Source organism: Streptomyces sp. NBC_01176 (assembly GCF_045039825.1).
Taxonomy (GTDB): Bacteria; Actinomycetota; Actinomycetes; order Streptomycetales; family Streptomycetaceae; genus Streptomyces.
This window is the reverse complement of the sequence record NZ_CP108600.1, coordinates 8788446-8807262: the sequence shown is the minus strand read 5'-3', so window position 1 is coordinate 8807262 and position 18817 is coordinate 8788446. Positions and strand designations below refer to the sequence as shown.

General features: G+C 70.9%; 15 protein-coding genes. 6 read left to right on the top strand and 9 right to left on the bottom strand.

Features of this window, described 5'->3' with window-relative positions; genetic code table 11:
* Positions 1–5 precede the first annotated feature (5 nt).
* Together OG199_RS38275 and OG199_RS38270 are read right to left on the bottom strand one after the other, a co-directional pair.
* Positions 6–440, bottom strand: coding sequence for an ATP-binding protein (locus OG199_RS38275; RefSeq protein WP_401802495.1), 435 nt, complete (start codon positions 438–440; stop codon positions 6–8).
* A gap of 100 nt (positions 441–540) precedes the next feature.
* Positions 541–801, bottom strand: coding sequence for a WhiB family transcriptional regulator (locus OG199_RS38270; protein WP_266696734.1), 261 nt, complete (start codon positions 799–801; stop codon positions 541–543).
* Between the two features lie 244 nt (positions 802–1045).
* Here OG199_RS38270 and OG199_RS38265 point away from each other — a divergent pair, with 244 nt between their 5' ends.
* Positions 1046–1750, top strand: coding sequence for a GAF and ANTAR domain-containing protein (locus tag OG199_RS38265; RefSeq protein WP_356797862.1), 705 nt, complete (start codon positions 1046–1048; stop codon positions 1748–1750).
* A gap of 190 nt (positions 1751–1940) precedes the next feature.
* Here the strand turns inward: OG199_RS38265 and sbnA are convergent, their stop codons facing one another.
* The 5 genes from sbnA to OG199_RS38240 are packed head-to-tail and all read right to left on the bottom strand — an operon-like array spanning position 1941 to position 11081.
* Entirely contained in the window at positions 1941–3002 is a 1062-nt protein-coding gene (gene sbnA / locus OG199_RS38260; RefSeq protein WP_356797864.1) for a 2,3-diaminopropionate biosynthesis protein SbnA, read from the bottom strand.
* 38 nt (positions 3003–3040) lie between these two features.
* On the bottom strand, positions 3041–4126 hold the full coding sequence (gene sbnB / locus OG199_RS38255) for a 2,3-diaminopropionate biosynthesis protein SbnB (protein WP_356797865.1): 1086 nt from the start codon (positions 4124–4126) through the stop codon (positions 3041–3043).
* Entirely contained in the window at positions 4123–5127 is a 1005-nt protein-coding gene (locus OG199_RS38250) for a TauD/TfdA family dioxygenase (protein WP_405833448.1), read from the bottom strand. Before OG199_RS38250 ends, sbnB begins: the two co-directional genes overlap by 4 nt.
* 58 nt (positions 5128–5185) lie before the next feature.
* The gene (locus OG199_RS38245) at positions 5186–8464 is read right to left on the bottom strand and encodes a non-ribosomal peptide synthetase (protein WP_405833446.1); all 3279 of its coding nucleotides are present in this window, start codon (positions 8462–8464) and stop codon (positions 5186–5188) included.
* 13 nt (positions 8465–8477) lie between these two features.
* Positions 8478–11081 carry a Pls/PosA family non-ribosomal peptide synthetase gene (locus OG199_RS38240; RefSeq protein WP_405833444.1) on the bottom strand — a complete coding sequence of 868 codons (2604 nt, stop codon included), beginning with the start codon at positions 11079–11081 and terminating at the stop codon, positions 8478–8480.
* A gap of 388 nt (positions 11082–11469) precedes the next feature.
* On the opposite strand from OG199_RS38240, the gene OG199_RS38235 reads away from it, so the two are divergent.
* Entirely contained in the window at positions 11470–11823 is a 354-nt protein-coding gene (locus OG199_RS38235; protein ID WP_401802181.1) for a VOC family protein, read from the top strand.
* Between the two features lie 189 nt (positions 11824–12012).
* Positions 12013–13119 (top strand): DNA alkylation repair protein, encoded by a 1107-nt coding sequence (locus tag OG199_RS38230; RefSeq protein ID WP_356797875.1) that lies wholly within the window; start codon positions 12013–12015, stop codon positions 13117–13119.
* A 42-nt stretch (positions 13120–13161) separates the two neighbouring features.
* On the opposite strand, the gene OG199_RS38225 is transcribed toward OG199_RS38230, so the two are convergent.
* Positions 13162–13656, bottom strand: coding sequence for a winged helix-turn-helix transcriptional regulator (locus OG199_RS38225; RefSeq protein WP_401802176.1), 495 nt, complete (start codon positions 13654–13656; stop codon positions 13162–13164).
* 157 nt (positions 13657–13813) lie between these two features.
* Between OG199_RS38225 and OG199_RS38220 the strand changes: the two genes are divergently transcribed.
* Together OG199_RS38220 and OG199_RS38215 are read left to right on the top strand one after the other, a co-directional pair.
* On the top strand, positions 13814–14158 hold the full coding sequence (locus tag OG199_RS38220; protein WP_356797879.1) for a nuclear transport factor 2 family protein: 345 nt from the start codon (positions 13814–13816) through the stop codon (positions 14156–14158).
* 117 nt (positions 14159–14275) lie between these two features.
* The gene (locus OG199_RS38215; RefSeq protein ID WP_356797881.1) at positions 14276–15118 is read left to right on the top strand and encodes an oxidoreductase; all 843 of its coding nucleotides are present in this window, start codon (positions 14276–14278) and stop codon (positions 15116–15118) included.
* A 93-nt stretch (positions 15119–15211) separates the two neighbouring features.
* Here the strand turns inward: OG199_RS38215 and OG199_RS38210 are convergent, their stop codons facing one another.
* Entirely contained in the window at positions 15212–15469 is a 258-nt protein-coding gene (locus tag OG199_RS38210; RefSeq protein WP_168526471.1) for a hypothetical protein, read from the bottom strand.
* 282 nt (positions 15470–15751) lie between these two features.
* Here OG199_RS38210 and OG199_RS38205 point away from each other — a divergent pair, with 282 nt between their 5' ends.
* The gene (locus tag OG199_RS38205; RefSeq protein WP_356797883.1) at positions 15752–18718 is read left to right on the top strand and encodes a SpoIIE family protein phosphatase; all 2967 of its coding nucleotides are present in this window, start codon (positions 15752–15754) and stop codon (positions 18716–18718) included.
* Positions 18719–18817: the final 99 nt, after the last annotated feature.

Here is an 18817-nt window from a genome sequence, read left to right as displayed (position 1 = left end):
GCAGGTCACCAGGGCAGAAGGGCGTGCACGTCCTTCCCGTCGGGGCGTACCACGACGCTCACCCGATGACAGAGCGCGTGGATGAGGTGCCAGCCGATGCCGCCGGCGCCCCGGGACGGGTTCATGCGGCGGGGCGTGGGCGGCGTGGTGCTGCTGTCGCGCAGTGTCACCTGGAGGCCGTCGCCGGTGGGGCGTACCCGCAGCTGGAAGGGGCCGGGCGCGTACTGGATCGTGTTGGCGGCCAGTTCCGTCACCACCAGCAGGACGTCGTCCCAGTACTCGGGCGACGAGGGCGGTGACGCCCGTGCGAGGACCCGCAGATAACTCTCCGCCGAGAGGCGGGCGTCGGTCACGTCGCACAACTGACCGGGGAAGACGACGTCGAGGCTCTCGAACGCCTCGTCCGACGGCCGCTTGTCCCCGCTCGGTTCACTTTCCATCACGCCTGCCCCGGACTCGTCGGCGGGATCTCTCCTGTTGCTCCACACCACGCGGAGGCCACCTTTCGCGCGCTCCTGCCCGCCTGCCGGCCCCATTCGCCTAGGTTCCGGCATCCCTGGAGGCGCGGCCGACCGTGCGCCGCCTCAGCGCGCGCCGTTCGTTCTCGCTCGTCCCGCCCCAGACGCCGATGGTCTGGCCCGTGTCGAGCGCCCAGCGCAGGCACTCGTCACGGACGGGGCACCGCCGGCAGACGGCCTTCGCCTCCTCGACCTGCGGGAGCGCGGGGCCCGTGTTGCCGATGGGGAAGAAGAGATCGGGGTCGACGGTGCGGCATGCCGCCGATTCGCGCCAGTTGTCCATGGGAGCCTCCTGCGATCACGGTGATGTCGTGCGTCGGACTTCGGTCTCCCTTCGGGTCACCGTTGATCCACGGGTGAAACACAGGGTCTTGTCGGGACAGCTTTGCTTGAACGTGAAATGACACCGTCGGTGGTACGCGGGCACCCCCCGGGATCGCCCGTGGGGCGCGACGGGGAAGCGCGGGTGGCAAGATGGGGAGCCCTGGTGGGCGACGACGCGGCTTCAACAGCAGAGCAGGTGGCACATGTCACATGAGCCCGGCGAGATCTGGGAACAGTTCGCCGTCGCCCTGGCGGAGATGGCGCGTGACCTGCTGGCCCAGGACTCGGTCCAGGACACCTTGGACCGCATCGTGGAGCACGCGACGCTGCTGATCAACGGCTGCGACGACGCGGGCATCCTCACCGTGCGACGAGGCGAGGTGCATGCTCTGGCGGCGACGAGCGAGGTGGTGCGCCGCGCGGACCGGATCCAGCAGGACCTGCGGGAGGGCCCGTGCTTCGATGCCGTGACCGACCGTCAACAGGTCTATGTCATCGAGGACTTGAACCAGCCGAACGAACGCTGGTCCCGCTTCGCCCCCGAGCTGAGGAAGCTGGGCATGGGGAGCGTGATGGGATTCCTCCTCTTCACCGAGGACGACGAACTCGGCGCCCTCAACCTGTACTCCCACCGGCCACGCGCCTTCGACGAGACCGCCCGGCGGGCCGGCTGGATCCTCGCCTCGCACGCCGCCGTGGCCTTCTCGGCGGCGCGGACACACCAGCAGCTCGGCGACGCCCTGGAGACCCGTCACGAGATCGGCGAGGCGATGGGCATCCTCATGGAGCGCTACGGGCTGCCCGAGAACGCGGCCTTCAAGGTGCTCAAGAAGGCATCGCAGGACCGCAACACCAAACTGCGTGAGATCGCCCGCCAGGTCTGCGAGACCGGCGAGAAGCCCGGCTGACCGCCGCGGAACCGGTGCGGGGTGCGCCCGTCACATGTCCGGACCGCCGCGCGGTGCGCCGGCACGGGCGGTGGCCGCGCATGCCGGGGCACCGCCCCGTTGGACGACCGGGCCCGGCCGCTCCCGGCGGGCGGCGGTGCCCGGCCCGTACCCGCGTCGGATCACGCGGGCGTGGACCGGGGACGCGGTGTCAGCGGCTTCGGCGTCGGGGCGGCGGGCCCGGGGTGTCGGGAGGGTCCGGGATGTCGGGAGGGTCCGAGGTGAGCCCCGCCCTGCGCTGGCCGACGGCCACCTGTTCGGGGTCGAGAAGGTTCTCGCCGAAGAGATCCTGCAGCCAGTTCGTCTGGTAGATGGTGTCGAGGTAGCGCTCGCCGAGGTCGGGGGCGATGGCCACCGCGGTGACGCCGGGCCCGTCCTGCCGGTTCAGCCAGTCCATGGCGCCACTGACCACCGTCCCGGTGGAGCCGCCGAACAGGAAGCCGCGGCGGGCCAGCCGGTGGCACGTGCGGATGGTGTCCGCCTCCTCGACCCGGATCACCTCGTCCACGAAGGACTCGTCGAGCAGCGGCGGACGCATGCTCATGCCCAGGCCCGGGATCATCCGGCGGCCCGGTTTGCCGCCGAAGGCCACCGAGCCGACGCTGTCGACGGCGACGATCCGCACCGGCCGGTGCCAGTTCCGGAAGTAACGCGCGCAGCCCATCAGGGTCCCGGTGGTGCCCGCCCCGACGAACAGGACGTCCAGGCCCGGGAAGTGGCTGGCGATCTCGGGCGCCGTCGTGCGGTAGTGCGCCTGCCAGTTGCCCGGGTTGGTGTACTGGCTGAGCCACACGTAGCGGTCGTCGGACGCGCACAGCGCGCGGACGTAGTCGATCCGCGCGCCGAGGAAACCCGCGTTGGCGTCCAGTTCGGAGATGACGTGCACCTCGCTGCCGAGCGCCTCCATCAGCAGTCGGGTCGAGAGGTTGCACCGGGAGTCCGTGACGCACAGGAACTGGTAGCCCTTGCTCGCGGCGATCATGCTCAGCGCCACGCCCAGGTTCCCGGACGACGACTCCACCAGGATCGAGTCCGGCTTCAGGACCCCTTCACGCTCGGCGCTCTCCACCATCTCGTTCGCGGCTTTCAACTTGATGGAGCCGGCGAAGTTGAAGCCCTCGCACTTCAGATACAGCGAGCGCCCGAAGATCGACTGGAGGTCGACGTAGAGCTGGCTTTCGTTGAAGGCGTGAGGAACGGAGATGACGGGCACGGTGGGCCTCCTGATGCCAGAGCTGAGGTGGTTCCGCTTCAGCCGTACCGACGCAGGTCGTGGAAGAAGTCGTCGACGAGACGGAGGTCCCCCCTTCCGGCCACTTCGTCATAGACGTACTTGCCGACGGCGAGGTCGAGAACGCCGAGCCCGAAGGGCGAGAAGATCACGGTGCGGTCGGCCGGCGGGGTCACCCGTCCGGTCAGCACGTCGTCGAGGGTGCCGTCCAGGAAGTCCCGGCCGCCGGTGAGCTGTTCGGCCAGGTGGGGTGAGGTGTCGGCCTTCAGGCAGTGCTCGACGTCGTCGACGATGTTGGCGGCGGCGAGCAGGACCTCGGGGGCGAGGTCGCGCAGCGACACGTTCAGCACCAGGGGGTGGTGGGAGAACCAGTCCGGGTCCGTGACGTGGGGTTCACCCGCGACGGTCGCGAAGACCACCAGGTCGCTGGCGCGGATCAGCTCCTCGGCGCTGTCGTGGACCGTGATCCGAGGAACGTGCCCGGTCGTCCCGGCCCCGGCCTCCCGCAGGTATCCGGAGAAGCCCGCGGCGCTGTCGGCCGACAGGTCGTGCACACCCACGGTGTCGAACGCCCAGCCGGTGCCGGCCAGAAAGGTGTGGATGTAGCGGGCGATGAGACCGGTGCCGACGAATCCGACCCGGGTGGGGCGGGGGCGGCCGCGGCTGAGCCGGTCGGCCGCCAGCGCGGCGGACGCCGCGGTCCTGGTGGCGCTGATGACGGAGCTCTCCAGGCAGGCGAAGGGGTAGCCGGTGTCGTGGTCGTTGAGGACGAGGACCGCGGAGGCCCGGGGGATGCCCGCCTGGACGTTGCCCGGGAAGCTGGAGATCCACTTCATCCCGTCCACCCGGATCGGGCCGCCGATGGAGGCGGGCAGCGCGATGATCCGGTCCGCCGGGCGGTCGGGGAAGCGCAGGAAGTACGAGGGCGGGTTGACCGAGTCCCCCGCGCCGTGCAGCCGGTAGGCGGCCTCGACCAGGTCCACGATCTGTCGCTCGCGTCCGCCGAGCGCTTGCTGCACCTGCGCGCCGGAGATCACCGCGAAGGTGGGCGCCGGGGCGGTGCGGGGAGTGGTGGCCTCGGTGAGAGCAGAGGGCAGGACGGTCATCGCCGGCCCCCCTCGGGGGTGGGGCGGCGGTCGGCGGACCGCTGGGGCTCGGCCATGCCGACCAGCACCTCGCGTTCGCCGGTGTACGCCTCCCGGCTGTGCGCGGTGCGTACGTTGTCGACCAGCAGCAGGTCGCCGGCCTGCCACGGCTCGCGTCGGGTGTGGTCCTCGTAGGTGGCGTTGATGAGCTGGACGACGTCCTCGCCGATCGGGGAGCCGTCTCCGAAGCGGGTGTTGAACGGCAGTCCGTCCTCGCCGTAGACGTCCACCAGGTACTCGCGCACCTCGGGGGCCAGCGTCCACTCGTTGAGGAAGGCGATCTGGTTGAACCAGCAGCGCCTGCCGGTGACCGGGTGGCGCACCACGGCGTCGCGGTGCTGCCGCGTGCGCAGGGACCCGTCGGGCTCCCAGGTGAAGTCGATGGCGTGGTCGTGGCAGTAGCGCTCGATGGCGGCGTGGTCGTCGGTGCCGAACGACTCGGTCAGGGAGGCCCCGATCTCGTCGTTGTAGCTGCGGGTGAGCAGCCAGCCCTCGCGCTCGAACCGCTCGCCCAGTGCGGCGGGCAGTGCCTCGAGCACCCGCTCGGCGTCGGCCACCGCGGTCGCTCCGCCCTGGCCCGGCGCGCTCAGGCAGGCGAACAGCATCAGGCCGGGGTACTCCAGCCGGTAGCTCAGCTCGTGGTGCATGCACATCGGCTGGTTGGCGGGCCAGGTGGAGGAGGAGTAGAGCCCGGGTCCGTGGACCTGCCGGGGGGCGAACGCCTCCCTGTCCTCCATCGGTTCGCCGCCCAGTCCCCTGAAGACGGCACCGACCTGATCCGCCGCCCGCAACCCCAGACCCCGGACGAGCAGTGCGCCGTGCTGCGCGACCTGGCCGCGCAGCGCCTCGCGGTTCTCGGCCGCCCAGGCGGGCGCGTCACCGGGGGCGTCGACATGCAGGATCGGGGGCTTGCCGGGGTGCAGTTCCGCCTCGGGCAGGGCTGCCAGGAACGAGGACGACATCGGGGATTCCTTTCGGTTGCCGCTCACGAGGGTGAGGCCGCTCGGGGGTGAGTTCCGCTCAGGTGGGTGAGGGGGAGGCGAGCAGTTCGGCGGCGTCCAGGACCGCCTGCGCGGCCGCGTCCGGCCGGGTGCGCGGGAAGTAGTGGCCGCCGTCGGCGAGTTCGTGCAGTTCCACCTGTTCGGCCAGGAGCCGCCAGTCGCGGTACCGGTCGGCGAACCCCGCCGTGTGGGGGTCGTCGGCGGCGACGACCACGGTGACCGGCACGGAGAGCCTGGCCGCCGGGGAGCTCTCCATGGCGTCGGTGAGATAGCGGTGCGCGGCCACGCAGTCGTTCCGGTAGGCGGCACCGATCTGTTCGGCGTGGAGCGCGTTCAGCTCACCGAGTTCGGTGTACCCGCTGTCCGAACTCAGCCCGGCGGCGATCTCGGCGTTGCTTCGGCCCGCCAGCTCGGTGACGGCCGCGCGCCGGTCGTCGGCGGTGCCGAGGAGTTGGGCGCCCAGGAACACCCGGGGCACGTCCACTCCACGTTCCCGCAGCAGCCTCGCCGTCTCCAGGGCCGGAGCGGCGCCCGAGGAATGCCCCCAGAGCACGACCCGGGTCACACCGCGTCCGACGATCTCGGTGACGACCTGCCGCGCCACCTGTGCCAGCGGCGCGAACGGCTCCTCGTGGGCGGCCAGGTCGTGACCGGGCAGATCGACGGCGTAGACCGAGGGTCCGTGGCCCGTGGCCGCCAGGGCGTCGGCCATCGGCCGGAAGTTGACCGCGTTGCCGCCCGCGTAGGGGAAGCACACCAGGGCGCACTCCGAGGAGCCGTCCGGTTCCGTGAGCGGCTGTAGCAGTTCATGGCGCCGGCCGGCGGCACCGTCGAGGAGCGCGGCGAGGTCGGCGAGCACGGGGTGGGAGGTGATGTCCTTGAGGGACACCGCGCGGTCCAGGGCGACGGTGAGCTTCACGGCCGTCAGCGAGGTGCCGCCGGAGTCGAAGAAGTGGTCCCGCCGTCCGACGCTGTGCTCGGGCACGCCCAGCAACTCGGCCCACATACCCGCGAGTTTGCGCTCGGCAGGGGTGTGCGGAGCACTCCGGGACTCTTCGGCGAGGTCGTCGTCGGTACCCGTCGAGGTCTGTTCGGCCAGCGCGGTCAGGGCCTTGGTGTCGATCTTCCCGTTGGCGGTCAGGGGCAGACTCTCCCGCCAGTGGAAGGCGGAGGGGATCATGTAGGCGGGCAGTACGGCGCCCAGCGCCTCGCGCAGCGCCTCCGTGGGCAGGGACCGGCCGCAGTAGTAGGCGATCAGGTGCGTGCCACCGGGCGACTCGGCGACCACCACCGCGCCGTCCCGGACGCCGGGCACCCGCAGCAGGGTGTTCTCGATCTCACCGATCTCGATGCGGAAGCCCCGGATCTTGACCTGGTTGTCCCGGCGGCCGAGGAACTCCAGCGAGCCGCCCGGATGCCAGCGCCCCCGGTCGCCGCCCAGATAGAGCCGCTCCCCCGACCGGTACGGATCGTTCCGGTACGCCTCGCGGGTCCGCTCGGGGTCGTTGACGTACCCCCGGCCCACGCAGACCCCGGAGAACGCGATCAGGCCCGGGGCGCCGAGCGGCACCAGTGAGAGGTGTTCGTCGACGACGTAGACGTGCACGTTGTTGACCGCGCGCCCGAGCAGCACACGGTCCGGGACGCCGTCCATGATCTCGTGGTTGGTGTCGTCCGAGGTCTCGGTCAGCCCGTAGGCGTTGACCAGCCCGATCCCCGGCTGGATCGCGAACCAGCGCTGGACCAGCTCGCGCTTCAGCGCCTCTCCGGTCACCGACACCCTGGTCAGGTCGGGCAGTTCACGGGGGTGCTGTTCCAGGTACGACACCACCACCTCCAGGTAGGAGGGCACGACCTGCGCCACCCCCACCCGGCCCTGGACCAGCGTGTCGACGAACCGCTCCACGTCGACGATCACCTGCTGTCCGACGAGCAGCGTCCGGCCGCCCACCAGCAGCGCGGCCAGCAGCTGCCACAGCGAGATGTCGAAGCACTGGGGGGCCGTCTGCGCCACCACCCGGTCCTCGTCGATCCCCAGGTCGTCGATCTTGGCGTAGAGGTGGTTGAGCATGCCCGCGTGCTCGCACATCGCGCCCTTCGGCTCGCCGGTGGAGCCGGAGGTGAAGTAGATGTAGGCCAGTTGACCGGCCGTCACCTTCACCCCGACGTCGCCGTCGTCGTGCCGTTCCGCGTACGCCGTCTCGACCAGCAGTCTCTCGACGCCCGACAGCGTGCCCAGCGCCCGGTCGAGCGTGTCGGTGCTGCCGGACTCGGTCAGCACGAGCCGGCACCCGGCACGCGACAGGGTCGCCTCGATGCGTCCCGCGGGGAAGTGCGGCTCGATCGGCAGATAGACGCCGCCGGCCTTGAACACCGCCAGCACCGCGGCCAGCCAGTCGAGGTTGCGTTCGGTCACGACGGCGACCGTCTCCTCACGGCCCAGTCCGCGCGCCAGCAGGGCGCGCGCGAGCCGGTTCGCGCGCGCGTTGAGCTCCCCGTACGTCCACGCGCGCTCGCCGTGGACCGCCGCCACCGTCTCCGGGTGCATGCGCACCCGCTGCTCGAACAGTTCGTGCACCCGTCCTTCGGGCAGCGGCCGGCGGGGTCCGGCCAGTGCCTGGAGCTGGTACCGCACCTCCTCGGCCGACAGCAGACTCCGCGCCGCGTGGTCGGCGTCCGCGTCGTCCGCCATCAGCGTGAGCGCGGCGAGGTGGTAACCGGCGATCCGGGCCGCGCATTCGGCGTCCAGCACCTCCGTGCGGTACCGCAGCCGCAGCACCGGGTCCGCGCCGCGTTCGCACCAGCCCACGTCGAGCACCACGTCCTCGGCCAGTGCGCCCGCGGTCCCGGCGGGGTCGAACGTGATCTCGTACGACGGGCCGGTCGTCCCCGACTCCCGGCGCAGCGCGTCCACGGAGAAGTCCCGGTGCGCCAGCAGGTCGGCCTCGGCCCCGCGGACACTGACCACGAGCCGGCGCCACGACTGCGGGGCGACGGTCAGCCGGCAGGGCAGCGGCCCGGCGTCCGTCCCCGCGGCGGCGTATCCCGTCACCACGTCCCGCTCACCGGACAGCGCGGCCAGTACCTTCGCGTGCGCGGCCAGCAGCACCGAACTGACCGGAGCGCCCACGTCGCGCGCCAGGCCGCGCACCGCCTCCAGCACGTCGCCCGGCACCACCGCCTCGTGCTCGGCCACACCGGCGACCGGCTCCCGCGACCACCGTGGGGCCGGGGTGAATCCCCCGGCGGCCAGTACACGGCCCCAGTACTCCCGGTCCGCCTCCACGTTCGCTCCCATCGAATGGCCTTCCTCAACTCGCCCTGGCCGCGTTGCCGCCGGCCGGGTACGTTCCCGCCACCGCTGCCGCGCCGACGCCGTCGGGGGGCGCCGGGGCGGTCGCGGTCTCCACGGCGGGGTTTCCTCCCCAGTGCGCGGACGAGGGGACCTCCTCGCCCTTCATGAGGAACGAGTCGGGTGCCAGCACGGCGCCGTCGCCCATCGTCACGCCGTAGTGCACATGGGCGCCGACCCCGAGGGTGCAGCCGGCACCGAGGGTGGTGCGGTCGGACTTGAACGTGCCGTCCTCCTGCGAGTGGCACTGGAGCTTGCTTCCGGCGCTGAGCGTGCAGTCGTCCCCGATCGCGGCGAGCGTCCGCTCCGTCAGGTAGCAGCCGTCGTCGAAGACCCTGCGGCCGATCCGCACACCCAGCAGCCGCCAGATCACGTTCTTGAAGGGGGTGCCGTTGAAGATGTCGAGGTAGTGGTCCGGCACCTTCCACAGGCGCTCGTGCCACCAGAAGTACGGGTCGTAGATGGAGCACAGCCGCGGGCTCAGCCGCCGGAACCAGGCGATGCAACGTTCCACCAGGACGAAGTACAGGGCGGTGAACGTCAGGGTGATCGCCACGTACGCGCCGATCACGATGTGCCCGAGGACTCCGTACAGGCTGACGGAGGCGAGAGCGAACGCCGTGAGCGCGAAGGTGTGCAGCCAGCGCAGGAACAGGAAGAGCGCCATCGTGCGGAGGTTGTAGCGGTTCTTCGCGGCGAGATTGCGGCGCAGTTCCCCACCGGTCCGCAGATGGTCGAACCGGGAGTCGCGCTCCACCGACCGGGGGATCTCGAAGCACGGTGAGCCGAGCAGCCCGACACCCGTGCGGACCTCGCCGTCCAGGGGAACCATCACCTTCGTCGCGAGCAGGCAGTTCTCCCCCGTCCGGCCGCCGGCGGGATAGGCGATGTTGTTGCCGAGGAAGTTGCGCGGCCCGATGGTCGCCCGGGACACCCGGAACGACGTGCTCGAGAAGTCCGCGTTGATGAGCGAGAGGCCGTCCGCGATCATCGTCCCGCTGCCGACGGTCGCCAGGAGCGGGGTCTCGTGCTGCATCTCCGAGCCGAAGTTCGACCCGGTCTGCTCGACCTCCGACAGGTCGTACCCGAGGCCGCGCAGGTAGGGGACGACGTACGAACTGTCGCCGAAGAGCCAGGCGTAGAACCTGATGTTCGTCATCATCGTCGTCGCCCGGTGCAGCGCGTAGTGGAAGCCGTACAGCGGATAGACCCTGTCGGGCTCGATGACCAGACTCAGCAGGCGCGGCACGGTGAACAGGGCCACGAGACCCAGGACCACGAAGCCGAAGAACAGCGCGAGGGACAGGACCAGGGCGTCGACGAGGAAGCCCGACGACGTGATCGCGGGCGTGGCCGCGTCCAGGCGGCTGCCGAGCGCCGGGATCTGGGCGAACAGCATGTACACCCCGCCGACGGCCAGCGGAAGGTACAGGAAGAACAGCTGGAGCAGGCTGGCGATCCCGAACCAGGCCCGGCGCGGGGTGCCGCAGGCCGCCGGCGCGACCCGCACGTGGTCGATCCGCGTGGGTTCCGCCGGGGAACCGTGCCGGCGCTCGCCGTCCGGGACGACCTGGCCGCGGTACAGGGCGGACGAGTGGCCGAGCTGGGCTCCGTCGCCCATCGCCGTGTCGATGTCGAGGACGGTCTTCTCGCCGACGAACGCGTCCCGGCCGAGTGTGACCCGGCCGGTCTCGATCCGCCCCGAGTGCGCCCGGTAGCAGAGGAAGAACGAGTCCTTGCGGATCACCGTCCCGGAGCCGATCGTGAGCAGGTCGGTGCAGACGGGGACCGAGCGGGAGAGGATCGTTACTCCACTGCCGATGCGCGCGCCGAGCGCACGCAGATACAGCACGTACAGCGGATTGCCGACAAAGAAGATCATCGGGTTGGCGTGGAGCAGTACCTTGACGAGCCAGAAACGCAGATAGGCCAGACTCCAGACGGGGAAATCACGGGGTTTCCAGCGGCCGATGAGAATCCATTTGGCAGCGATCGGGAATCCGCACAGCGCGATGAATCCGAGGCCGCCGAACAGGAACGACCGCACGTAGACCTCGGCCACGCCCGATCCGGCGGCGATCCATTCGTAGCCGCGGGCGGCGACCAGGCCGGTGAAGAAGGAGTACCCGAGGAAAATCAGCAATTGGGCGGTTCCGCACAGGACGTAGCGTGACGTGCTCGGCCGGGGCACGGGGGTCGGCGACGGTGCCGGTACGGACGGCGTCGCGGGAAGCGACGCGTCGACCGGGGCCGCGACGACCTCCGCGAGAGCCGTCGCCAGGCTTCGGATCGTGGGGTACCGGTAGATGTCCTTCATCGACGCGGACGGCAGATCCGACCGCTTCCTGACCCGTGCGCAGAACTGGGCCATGACCAGCGAGTTCGCGCCGAGGTCGTCGAAGAAGTGGCTGTCGACCGGAACGTGTTCCGCGGACACGACGCCTGCCAGTACCTCCGCGAGTTTCCTCTCGGTCTCCGCCGTCGTCGGGTCGGCACCGCTCGGCCTGGCGGCGGCTGCTTCGTCCGGTCCGATTATGAAGACTTCGGAGGACTGCTCCACCATTCGACCTCCTGAGAAGACATTTCGGCTCCCGATTGCCGCGGGTGGCCGGTCCGGTGTCCTCACGCTTCGGCGAATGGCCCGACCGAGCCGTTTCCGAGCCACGAGACCGCACTCTCTTACGTGATCACGAAATCGTGGACCTCAGTGTTGTTCTCCCACCCCCAGGCTGCCACTCCGAATCAGCCGCGCGGAAACCACGGCACCGCGTGCCGGGCCTCTGCCAGTTGGCCCCTTACACAAGTGGAGTAACGCGCGGCTTCACCCGAATGGCTGCCGATTTGTGACAAGGCCCGAAGAAAGGCCGCCGACAACGGGCGCCGGCACCGTCGGCCGCGGGCGAGGGCGTGGTGCCGGCCCACCCGATCGGCGGTCCTGGCAGGATGACGGCATGGAACGTGTGCTGGGAATCGGTGGGTACTTCATGCGGGCCGCGGATCCGGCGGCCCTGAGTGCCTGGTATCGCGACTGCCTGGGGCTGGACGCGGACGAGCACGGCCTGTGGCGCCAGGGAGCCGGGCCGACGGTGTTCGCGACGTTCGAGTCCGACACCGACTACTTCGGCTCCCGCGCCCAGCGGACCATGCTCAACTTCCGGGTCGGCGACCTGGACGCCATGCTCGCGCAGTTGCGGGCCAAGGGAGCGGACGTGGCCGACGAGACGCAGGACATGGAAGGTGTCGGCCGATTCGGCTGGGTCACCGACCCCGAGGGCAATCGGGTCGAGCTGTGGGAGCCAGCCTGACCGCGCCTTCGCGCGCGCGGTGACGTGCTGGTCGCCCACCGGCCGCCGCGTGCGCAGTCGGCCCGGCCCGCGTCGGCCGGTTACTGCTAATCTAGAAGTAACCGGCTCGCGGAGCGGACCCGCTCTGCATCAGGAACTCCTCGCGAGCTGCCCCCCGAGTTCCGCGCACGCGGAGAGAAGGAGCGTCACGTGCCGCTGGCCGAGGAACTGCTGGGATCGGCGGCGGTGGCCGGTCTCGCCGACTGCCTCGACAGGGCCGGCCGGCCGCGCGACGCGGAGGCCGTACGCGCGTGCGGGAAGAAGCTCGACGGACTGGCCCTGCGGGAACGAAGCGACCTGGTGCGGGATGCCCTGACGGCGCACCTCCCCGAAGGATACGCCGCGACACAGGCCGTGGTCCGTACGGCGCTCGCCGATCCCGGATTCACCGGATGGATGATCTGGCCGGTGACGGAGGCCGTCGTCACGCGCGCCCTCGAGGACGACGATCCGGACTCCTTCGAGGCGGCACTGCACCTGCTGGCGGACCTGACTCCCCGGCTGACCGCGGAGTTCGCGATCCGGCGGATGCTCAGGGCCGATCTCGAGCGGAGTCTGCGCGTCGTCCAGCGCTGGACCGACCACCCGGACGAGCACGTGCGGCGCCTGGCGAGCGAGGGAACACGGCCCCGGCTGCCGTGGGCGATCCGGGTGCCCGGACTTCTCGACAGCCCCGAACTCACCCGCCCCGTCCTCGACGCGCTCTACCGCGATCCGTCCGAGTACGTGCGGCGCTCCGTGGCCAACCACGTGAACGACATCAGTCACGCCGTCCCCGACCTGGCCGTCGAGGTCGCGGCCGGGTGGAGCGCGGCGCCGGACGAACACACACCCCGAGTCGTACGACACGCGCTGCGCACCGCCGTGAAGAAGGGGCACCCTGGGGCGCTGGCCCTGATGGGCTTCGAACCGGCGACGGAGGTCGCCGTCCTCGGCCCCCGGCTGGGCGGGGACCGGGTGGCGGTGGGCGACGAGATCACCTTCGCGTTCGACGTCGCCAACGAGGGGGCGGCCCCGGCCAAGCTGGTGATCGACTACGTGATCCACTACCAGAAGGCGAACGGCAGCACCGCGCCCAAGGTCTTCAAGCTCACCACCAGAACACTGGACGCGGGCGAACGCGTCTCCATCAGCCGCCGGCACTCGTTCAGGAAAATCACCACCCGGGTCTTCCATCCGGGTGCGCACGCCCTGGAGCTCCAGGTCAACGGTGAAGTCCGGGGCCGTGCGGAGTTCACCCTGCTCGCACCGTCCTGACCGGGGGTTCACCGGAGAGGTGAAGGTGACCGACGGGGACGGTCAGGCGCCGTTCACCGTGTCCGCGTACCGGGTCCGCATGGCCTCACTCGCGGCCGGGCCGGCCGTGAACACGAACTCGTCCGTGTCGACGCGCCGGCCCGTCGTCCGGTCGACGACCACGGGATCGGCCTCCGCGCCCGTCCGCGCGTCGACCAGGATCATGGCCCGCTCGTCCGCGTCGAGCCGGGAATTGCCCCAGGCGGCGAGGGCGACGATGACCGAGCGCAGCGAGCGGCCGTACTCCGTGAGGACGTACTCGTAGCGGTCCGGGTGGGTCTGGTACTGGCGACGCTCGAAGAGTCCTTCGGCCACCAGGGACTTGAGCCTGCTCGTCAGCATGCTGGACGAGATGCCGAGGTTCTCCTGGAACTGATCGAACCTGGTGAAGCCGTCGAACGCGTCGTGCAGGATCAGCAGCGTCCACCACTCGCCCACATGCTGGACGGTCTGGGACAGCGGGCACTCGCGGTCTTCCAGGCGTATACGGGCCGGCATGCGCGCCCCCTTCCGTTCCGTCACCTACAGGGTTCTACGTTAGCAGGAGTCACTGCTACAGTCGAAGCGAGTCACTTTGGATTTAGCAGTGACTCGATGCGCGCGATGCGCCCTGCCCACACGGCAGCCATGCCCACCGAGCTCCGAGGAACTTCCCATGTCTCCCGTCACCCTCGACACCCTCCCCCGAGCCATCACCCGCTATCTGGCCGCCCACCGTCTGCACGACACCGCGGCAGAGCTCGCGAACTTCACCCGGGACGCCACGGTGACCGACGACGGGGCGACCCACGACGGCATCGACGCCGTCGAGCGGTGGATGAACCGCACGGCCGGCGAGTACAGCTACACGATCGAGCCCACGGCGGTCCACGAGACCTCCGACCGGGAGTACACGGTCACCCAGCGGCTCGAAGGCGACTTCCCCGGCGGGGTCGTCGACCTGCACTTCCGGTTCACCCTGCGCGACGGACTCATCGAGCGGCTCGTCATCGAGGCCTGAGTCCCCACCTCCGCCGCCGAGACGCGCGCGAGGACGTGCTCGCCGCGCGGACCGAAGCAGCGGACGGAGCAGCAGACGGAGCAGCGGGAACAAGCAGGAAGCGGAAGGAAGCAGTCCATGAAGACCTGGTTCATCACCGGGGGAACCCCCGGCGGATTCGGCATGACCTACGCGGACGCGGCCCTGGAAAGGGGCGACAACGTCGTCCTGACGGCACGCAGGCCCGAGCTGCTCAAGGAGTGGGCCCTGCGCCACGGCGACCGGGTGCTGGTCCTGCCGCTGGACGTCACCGACGCCCGGCAGATCGAGGACGCCGTCACGGCGGCGGAGGCACGCTTCGGCGGCATCGACGTCCTGGTCAACAACGCCGGACGGGGCTGGTACGGCTCTGTCGAGGGCATGGCCGACGACACCGTCCGGCGCACCTTCGAACTGAACTTCTTCGCCGTCGTGGCCGTCCTGCGCGCCGTTCTGCCCGGCATGCGCGCCCGGCGCAGCGGATGGATCGTCAACATGTCCTCCGTGGCGGGCCTGAGGGGAGTCACCGGCTTCGGGTACTACACCGCCTCCAAGTTCGCGCTCGAGGGGCTCACCCAGGTGCTGCGCGAGGAAGTGGCGCCGCTGGGCATCCGGGTCCTCGCCGTGGAGCCGGGCGCCTTCCGCACCCGGGCGTACGCCGGCTTCGCGGACGAGCCGGTGGCCGAGACCGTGGACGCCTACCGGCCGATGGTGGAATCCGTACGGGACTTCATGATCACGCAGGACGGCAACCAGCCCGGCGATCCCGTCCGCGCCGTCCGCGCCGTCGTCGAGGCCCTCGACGAGGAGGAGCCTCCGCGCCACCTCGTCCTGGGCGGCGACGGATACGACGCCGTGGTCGAACAACTCGACGCCTTGCTCGCGGACATCCGCGCACGCGAGGCAGTCTCCCGCGGCGCGGACTTCCCGGCTTCCGGCTGAGCCGAGGACCGTCCGGGTCGGAGCGGCGCACAGCGCCCCGGGGCCGCCGCCGGTTCACGTCCGGCGACGGCCCCGGGGCGGGACCGCGGGTGGCTACTGCTCGCGCTGCTCGGTGCGATTGAGGCCCCGGGCGATCTCCTGGAGGATCTCCAGCTCCTGCTTCCCCGTCATCTCCGCCAGCTGCCGCAGAAGCAGAGCGCACAGTCCCGTCACACCGTCCGCGACCTGGTCGAGGTTCCCGTCCGACTCCGCGCGCTCCATCATGTACTTCGTCATGAGGTTGTCGCCGGAGACATAGGCGGTCATGGCCTCGATACCGAGGCGTACGCGGTCGTAGTCGTTCGTCGTCATCGCGCCACCGTCGCATGCCGCGCGCGATCATGCCACCGTCCGTCGGGGATCGGCGCTTTCCTGGCGCCCCGTTCCCGTCCTCCGCGACGGGACGAAGCCCGCCGGGGCGGGACGCGGGTCCGGTGACGCCATCCGCGTACACCGTTCCGGGGCCGTCGGCGACCGGAACGAACTGGTTCAGGGTGCGGCGCCGTTGAGGCTCGGGTGGCGCGTACGGCGGCGCGGCGTGAGAATCCTGCGAGGCACGGTTTCGGGCGAAACGTGGACGATAGGGTTTCCACCATGAACGCACGGCTGGCTCTGCTGCGTACAGTGGCCCCCGGAGTCACGGAGAGTGACATCTTCCGGTTGGCGCTCCAGCACGCGTTGGGAGAGCTGGGCGCCCTGGGCGGGACGATCCATCTGCGTGGCCCCATGTCGATGCTGCGCATGGTGTCGTCAGCCGGTCTCCCGCCCGCTCTCACCCAGGCCTGGGAGATCGTCGACCAGGAGGGCCCGCTCGCCCCGGCCCGTGCCCTGCAACGGGGCAACGGCGTGTGGGTGCCCCTGCCCACCACCACGCCACCCACCGGTCCGGCCGGGCCCGGCCGCACCGCGACGGAGCCCGCCGAGGCCGTCTGGCCCGGCACCGGCCTGGCCGCCCTGCCGCTGTTCGGCAGGGACCGCGGCATCGGCGCGCTGACCGTGCTGATGGGCGACGCCGGGGAGCCCAGCCCCGAGCAGTGGGACTTCCTCCGGGCCGTCGTCACCTGGGCCGAGGAACGCATGGTCCAGGCACCGCCGCCGTCCGGGCCCTCGCACACGGAGCTGAACAGGGAGCATCTGCGGGAGGCGCTGAAGGAGGTCAGCGTCGGATCGTGGGACTGGGACATCCGGACCGGCGAGCTGATCTGGGACGCGGCGGCCCTGGAGCTGTACGGCACCCTGCCGGCGGACTTCACCGGCAGGATCGAGAACTGGATGCGGATCGTCCACCCCGACGACCTGGCACCGACCCTCGCGGCGGCGGAGCGGGCGATCCGGGACCACGGTGTCTTCGAGGCCGAGTACCGGGTGCGCAAACGGGACGGCAGCTGGGGCTGGACCCAGACGCGCGCCGGAGCCACGTACGACGAGAACGGCGAACCGGTCCGGATGGGCGGCCTGGGATGGACCAGCGACGAGTCCCGCTCCGCCCGTGACGCGCTCAGCCGGGCCCTGCGCCACATGAGCGACGGGTTCCTGGCGGTGGACGACGAGTGGCGGATCACCTTCGCGAACCTGGAAGCCGAACGCACGCTGGGTTTCTCCGAGGAGGAGCTGTTCGGGCGTGTCCTGTGGGACCTGCCCGCGGCACAGCAGGTTCCCGGACTGGAGAGCCAGTGCCGGAAGGCGGCGGCCCAGGAGAAACCCGCCAGCTTCGACGTGCACATGCGGGACAGCGGGCGCCGCTACCAGGTGCGCCTCGTCCCGGGGCCCGACGGCCGCACCCTCTACTTCACCGACGTCACCGAGAAGCGGCGCATGGAGGAGGAACGCCTGGCCGCCGAGCTCGCCGCGTCCACGCGATCGGCCCGGATCAGCGAGCTGACCACCGCGCTCGCCAAGGCGACGACCTCACGCGACGTGGTGGACGCCGTCGCCCGCCGGGTGCTGCCCCCGTTCGCGGCCGCCGGACTCCTGGTCCAGGCCGTCGAGGACGACCTGCTTCGCAACGTCGGAGCCGTCGGGTACCCGGCCGACTTCCTCGCCCTCCTCGACAACCGTCCCCGAGCCCCCGGAGACCCGTCCTGGGACGCGATCGCGTCGGGCCGGCCGCTGTTCCTGGCCTCGGTGCAGGAGCTGACCGAGCACGCGCCCTCGCTGGCCCGCCGGACCGACCGCACCGACAAGCAGGCGTGGGCGTTCCTGCCGCTGACGGCTTCCGGTCACACGTTCGGAGTGTGTGTCCTGTCCTTCGACCGGCCACGGCGCCTCACCGACGAGGAACGCACCCTCCTGGCGACCATCAGCGCGCTCGTCGCCCAGGCCCTGGAGCGGGCCCGGCTCTACGACGCCGAGCACATCCGCTCCCGCGAGCTCCAGCGCAGCCTCCTCCCCCAGGACCTGCCCAGCCTGCCCGCGTGCACGGCCGCCGCCCGCTATCTTCCCGCCGGACAGGGCATGGACGTGGGCGGCGACTGGTACGACGTCATCCCGCTCTCCGGGGGCCAGGTCGCCCTCGTCGTCGGCGACGTGATGGGCCACGGCCTTCCCGAGGCGGCCACCATGGGGCGGCTGCGCACCGCCGTGCACACCCTGGCCGACCTCGAACTGCCCCCCGACGAGATCATGAGCCGCCTCAACGACATCGTCGGCGCCATGGGCGAGGGGTCGTACGTCACCTGCCTGTACGCGCTCTACGACTCCACCACGCAGATCTGCTCCATCGCGCGGGCCGGGCACCCGCCGCCCGCGTTGGTCCACCCCGACGGCACCGTGCACTTCCCGGAGCTCGCCACCGACCCGCCACTGGGCGCGGCGGAACCGCCGTTCGAGACCGTCGAGCTGCCGGTGCCCGAGGGGAGCCTGCTCGTGCTCTACACCGACGGTCTGGTCGAGTCGGCGAAGCGCGACATCGACGAGGGCATGGCGGAGCTCGCCGAGCTGCTCCGCACGGTCCGCAAGAACGGCACCGACACGGACCTCGAACAGCTCTGCGACATCCTGACGGCCGGTCTGCTGCCTCCCGAGCACCAGGCGGCCGACGACGCGGCGGTGCTCGTGGCCCGCCTGCACGCCCTGACCAGCGACCGGATGGCCTCCTGGCCCCTCCCCGAGGACCCGCGGGCGGCCGGCCAGGCCCGCCGGCACGTCCGGGAGCAGCTCACCCGCTGGGGGCTGGACAGCCTGACACCCACCACGGAGCTCCTCGCCAGCGAGCTGGTGGGCAACGTCGTACGCCACGCCAAGGGGCCGCTCCGTCTGCGGCTGCTCCGCAGCGCCGGGCTGATCTGTGAGGTCTTCGACGGCAGCCTGACGATGCCCCGCATCCGTCGCGCGACCGACACCGACGAAGGAGGGCGCGGCCTGCAACTGATCACCGCCCTCTCCCAGCGCTGGGGCACGCGCTACACGCCGACGGGTAAGTGCATCTGGACCGAACAGCCGCTGCTCGGCTCGGACGGTCAGAAGGACGTGCCGCCCGAGGCCCTGGACCGGATGTTCCCGAGCGCCGAGGGATTCGACGCGGACCTGGACACGCTCCTGCTGGAGGAACCCGACGACTAGGGCGTGTTGCGAAAGCCCCGCCTGCCTCGCGACGCCTGACACGCCCCAAGGGCTGTCCCGGGCCGCTTCCGGCGCTCCGACGTTCTGTCGGTCCCGTCG